This window comes from Pseudomonas sp. Irchel 3A18 (assembly GCF_900187465.1).
Taxonomy (GTDB): Bacteria; Pseudomonadota; Gammaproteobacteria; order Pseudomonadales; family Pseudomonadaceae; genus Aquipseudomonas; species Aquipseudomonas cichorii.
In genome coordinates this window covers 1-5128 of record NZ_FYDI01000031.1, presented here as the reverse complement: position 1 = coordinate 5128, position 5128 = coordinate 1, and the positions used below count along the sequence as shown (strand labels likewise).

General features: G+C 52.3%; 2 tRNA genes and 2 rRNA genes. All 4 read left to right on the top strand.

The annotated features are described in order from the left end of the window. Positions 1-214 precede the first annotated feature (214 nt). A 16S ribosomal RNA gene (locus CKW23_RS26055) occupies positions 215-1753 on the top strand. A 64-nt stretch (positions 1754-1817) separates the two neighbouring features. Further along, positions 1818-1894 (top strand) — tRNA-Ile (locus tag CKW23_RS26050). 7 nt (positions 1895-1901) lie between these two features. Then, positions 1902-1977, top strand: a tRNA-Ala gene (locus tag CKW23_RS26045). A gap of 226 nt (positions 1978-2203) precedes the next feature. Next, a 23S ribosomal RNA gene (locus CKW23_RS26040) occupies positions 2204-5095 on the top strand. Together the 16S and 23S rRNA genes with 2 tRNA genes alongside form the textbook arrangement of a ribosomal RNA operon. Positions 5096-5128: the final 33 nt, after the last annotated feature.

Sequence of the window (5128 nt, the reverse complement as noted above, 5' to 3'; positions counted from 1 at the left end):
TACAGAGGGTGCTGTAGAATGCGCGCCTCGGTTGAGACGAAAGGCTCAACCCACCGCTCTTTAACAACTGAATCAAGCAATTCGTGTGGGTGCTTGTGGTGTAAGACTGAAGTCAACAGATTATCAGCAACGCAAGTTACTCCGCGAGAAATCAAAGATGTAACCAACGATTGCTGAGCCAAGTTTAGGGTTTTCTCAAAACCCAACGATGTTTGAACTGAAGAGTTTGATCATGGCTCAGATTGAACGCTGGCGGCAGGCCTAACACATGCAAGTCGGGCGGCAGCACAGGTACTTGTACCGGGTGGCGAGCGGCGGACGGGTGAGTAATGCCTAGGAATCTGCCTGGTAGTGGGGGATAACGCTCGGAAACGGACGCTAATACCGCATACGTCCTACGGGAGAAAGCAGGGGACCTTCGGGCCTTGCGCTATCAGATGAGCCTAGGTCGGATTAGCTAGTTGGTGAGGTAAAGGCTCACCAAGGCGACGATCCGTAACTGGTCTGAGAGGATGATCAGTCACACTGGAACTGAGACACGGTCCAGACTCCTACGGGAGGCAGCAGTGGGGAATATTGGACAATGGGCGAAAGCCTGATCCAGCCATGCCGCGTGTGTGAAGAAGGTCTTCGGATTGTAAAGCACTTTAAGTTGGGAGGAAGGGTCGTTACCTAATACGTGACGATTTTGACGTTACCGACAGAATAAGCACCGGCTAACTCTGTGCCAGCAGCCGCGGTAATACAGAGGGTGCAAGCGTTAATCGGAATTACTGGGCGTAAAGCGCGCGTAGGTGGTTCGTTAAGTTGGATGTGAAATCCCCGGGCTCAACCTGGGAACTGCATCCAAAACTGGCGAGCTAGAGTAGGGCAGAGGGTGGTGGAATTTCCTGTGTAGCGGTGAAATGCGTAGATATAGGAAGGAACACCAGTGGCGAAGGCGACCACCTGGGCTCATACTGACACTGAGGTGCGAAAGCGTGGGGAGCAAACAGGATTAGATACCCTGGTAGTCCACGCCGTAAACGATGTCAACTAGCCGTTGGAATCCTTGAGATTTTAGTGGCGCAGCTAACGCATTAAGTTGACCGCCTGGGGAGTACGGCCGCAAGGTTAAAACTCAAATGAATTGACGGGGGCCCGCACAAGCGGTGGAGCATGTGGTTTAATTCGAAGCAACGCGAAGAACCTTACCAGGCCTTGACATCCAGTGAACTTACCAGAGATGGTTTGGTGCCTTCGGGAACACTGAGACAGGTGCTGCATGGCTGTCGTCAGCTCGTGTCGTGAGATGTTGGGTTAAGTCCCGTAACGAGCGCAACCCTTGTCCTTAGTTACCAGCACGTGATGGTGGGCACTCTAAGGAGACTGCCGGTGACAAACCGGAGGAAGGTGGGGATGACGTCAAGTCATCATGGCCCTTACGGCCTGGGCTACACACGTGCTACAATGGTCGGTACAGAGGGTTGCCAAGCCGCGAGGTGGAGCTAATCTCACAAAACCGATCGTAGTCCGGATCGCAGTCTGCAACTCGACTGCGTGAAGTCGGAATCGCTAGTAATCGCGAATCAGAATGTCGCGGTGAATACGTTCCCGGGCCTTGTACACACCGCCCGTCACACCATGGGAGTGGGTTGCACCAGAAGTAGCTAGTCTAACCTTCGGGGGGACGGTTACCACGGTGTGATTCATGACTGGGGTGAAGTCGTAACAAGGTAGCCGTAGGGGAACCTGCGGCTGGATCACCTCCTTAATCGACGACTCAGCTTTACCATAAGCTCCCACACGAATTGCTTGATTCATTGAAGAAGACGATTGGGTCTGTAGCTCAGTTGGTTAGAGCGCACCCCTGATAAGGGTGAGGTCGGCAGTTCGAATCTGCCCAGACCCACCAATTGTTTGGGGCCATAGCTCAGCTGGGAGAGCGCCTGCCTTGCACGCAGGAGGTCAGCGGTTCGATCCCGCTTGGCTCCACCACCTCATGTCAAAGCTTAGAAATGAGCATTCCACCGAAACGGTGCATGAATGTTGATTTCTGATCTTTATCAGAATCGTTCTTTAAAAATTTGGGTATGTAATAGAAAGTTAGACTGGACCGCACTTTCACTGGTGCGTGTTCAGGCTAAGGTAAAATTTGTGAGTGAATTGCAAATTTTCGGCGAATGTCGTCTTCACAGTATAACCAGATTGCTTGGGGTTATATGGTCAAGTGAAGAAGCGCATACGGTGGATGCCTTGGCAGTCAGAGGCGATGAAAGACGTGGTAGCCTGCGAAAAGCTTCGGGGAGTCGGCAAACAGACTGTGATCCGGAGATGTCTGAATGGGGGAACCCAGCTGTCATAAGACAGTTATCTTGTACTGAATACATAGGTGCAAGAGGCGAACCAGGGGAACTGAAACATCTAAGTACCCTGAGGAAAAGAAATCAACCGAGATTCCCTTAGTAGTGGCGAGCGAACGGGGACCAGCCCTTAAGTGGCTTTGAGATTAGCGGAACGCTCTGGAAAGTGCGGCCATAGTGGGTGATAGCCCTGTACGCGAAAATCTCTTGGTCATGAAATCGAGTAGGACGGGGCACGAGAAACCTTGTCTGAACATGGGGGGACCATCCTCCAAGGCTAAATACTACTGACTGACCGATAGTGAACCAGTACCGTGAGGGAAAGGCGAAAAGAACCCCGGAGAGGGGAGTGAAATAGATCCTGAAACCGTATGCGTACAAGCAGTGGGAGCCCACATTGTTGGGTGACTGCGTACCTTTTGTATAATGGGTCAGCGACTTATATTCAGTGGCAAGCTTAACCGAATAGGGGAGGCGTAGCGAAAGCGAGTCTTAATAGGGCGTTTAGTCGCTGGGTATAGACCCGAAACCGGGCGATCTATCCATGGGCAGGTTGAAGGTTAGGTAACACTGACTGGAGGACCGAACCGACTACCGTTGAAAAGTTAGCGGATGACCTGTGGATCGGAGTGAAAGGCTAATCAAGCTCGGAGATAGCTGGTTCTCCTCGAAAGCTATTTAGGTAGCGCCTCATGTATCACTGTAGGGGGTAGAGCACTGTTTCGGCTAGGGGGTCATCCCGACTTACCAAACCGATGCAAACTCCGAATACCTACAAGTGCCGAGCATGGGAGACACACGGCGGGTGCTAACGTCCGTCGTGAAAAGGGAAACAACCCAGACCGTCAGCTAAGGTCCCAAAGTCATGGTTAAGTGGGAAACGATGTGGGAAGGCTTAGACAGCTAGGAGGTTGGCTTAGAAGCAGCCACCCTTTAAAGAAAGCGTAATAGCTCACTAGTCGAGTCGGCCTGCGCGGAAGATGTAACGGGGCTCAAACCATGCACCGAAGCTACGGGTATCACCTTCTGGTGATGCGGTAGAGGAGCGTTCTGTAAGCCTGTGAAGGTGAGTTGAGAAGCTTGCTGGAGGTATCAGAAGTGCGAATGCTGACATGAGTAACGACAATGGGTGTGAAAAACACCCACGCCGAAAGACCAAGGTTTCCTGCGCAACGTTAATCGACGCAGGGTTAGTCGGTCCCTAAGGCGAGGCTGAAAAGCGTAGTCGATGGAAAACAGGTTAATATTCCTGTACTTCTGGTTATTGCGATGGAGGGACGGAGAAGGCTAGGCCAGCTTGGCGTTGGTTGTCCAAGTTTAAGGTGGTAGGCTGAGATCTTAGGTAAATCCGGGATCTCAAGGCCGAGAGCTGATGACGAGTGTTCCTAGAACACGAAGTGGTTGATGCCATGCTTCCAAGAAAAGCTTCTAAGCTTCAGGTAACCAGGAACCGTACCCCAAACCGACACAGGTGGTTGGGTAGAGAATACCAAGGCGCTTGAGAGAACTCGGGTGAAGGAACTAGGCAAAATGGCACCGTAACTTCGGGAGAAGGTGCGCCGGTGAGGGTGAAGGACTTGCTCCGTAAGCTCATGCCGGTCGAAGATACCAGGCCGCTGCGACTGTTTATTAAAAACACAGCACTCTGCAAACACGAAAGTGGACGTATAGGGTGTGACGCCTGCCCGGTGCCGGAAGGTTAATTGATGGGGTTAGCGCAAGCGAAGCTCTTGATCGAAGCCCCGGTAAACGGCGGCCGTAACTATAACGGTCCTAAGGTAGCGAAATTCCTTGTCGGGTAAGTTCCGACCTGCACGAATGGCGTAACGATGGCGGCGCTGTCTCCACCCGAGACTCAGTGAAATTGAAATCGCTGTGAAGATGCAGTGTATCCGCGGCTAGACGGAAAGACCCCGTGAACCTTTACTATAGCTTTGCACTGGACTTTGAATTTGCTTGTGTAGGATAGGTGGGAGGCTTTGAAGCGTGGACGCCAGTCTGCGTGGAGCCATCCTTGAAATACCACCCTGGCAACTTTGAGGTTCTAACTCAGGTCCGTTATCCGGATCGAGGACAGTGTATGGTGGGTAGTTTGACTGGGGCGGTCTCCTCCTAAAGAGTAACGGAGGAGTACGAAGGTGCGCTCAGACCGGTCGGAAATCGGTCGTAGAGTATAAAGGCAAAAGCGCGCTTGACTGCGAGACAGACACGTCGAGCAGGTACGAAAGTAGGTCTTAGTGATCCGGTGGTTCTGTATGGAAGGGCCATCGCTCAACGGATAAAAGGTACTCCGGGGATAACAGGCTGATACCGCCCAAGAGTTCATATCGACGGCGGTGTTTGGCACCTCGATGTCGGCTCATCACATCCTGGGGCTGAAGCCGGTCCCAAGGGTATGGCTGTTCGCCATTTAAAGTGGTACGCGAGCTGGGTTTAGAACGTCGTGAGACAGTTCGGTCCCTATCTGCCGTGGACGTTTGAGATTTGAGAGGGGCTGCTCCTAGTACGAGAGGACCGGAGTGGACGAACCTCTGGTGTTCCGGTTGTCACGCCAGTGGCATTGCCGGGTAGCTATGTTCGGAAAAGATAACCGCTGAAAGCATCTAAGCGGGAAACTTGCCTCAAGATGAGATCTCACTGGAACCTTGAGTTCCCTGAAGGGCCGTCGAAGACTACGACGTTGATAGGTGGGGTGTGTAAGTGCTGTGAGGCATTGAGCTAACCCATACTAATTGCCCGTGAGGCTTGACCATATAACACCCAAGCAATTTGCGAAGAGCGGATTG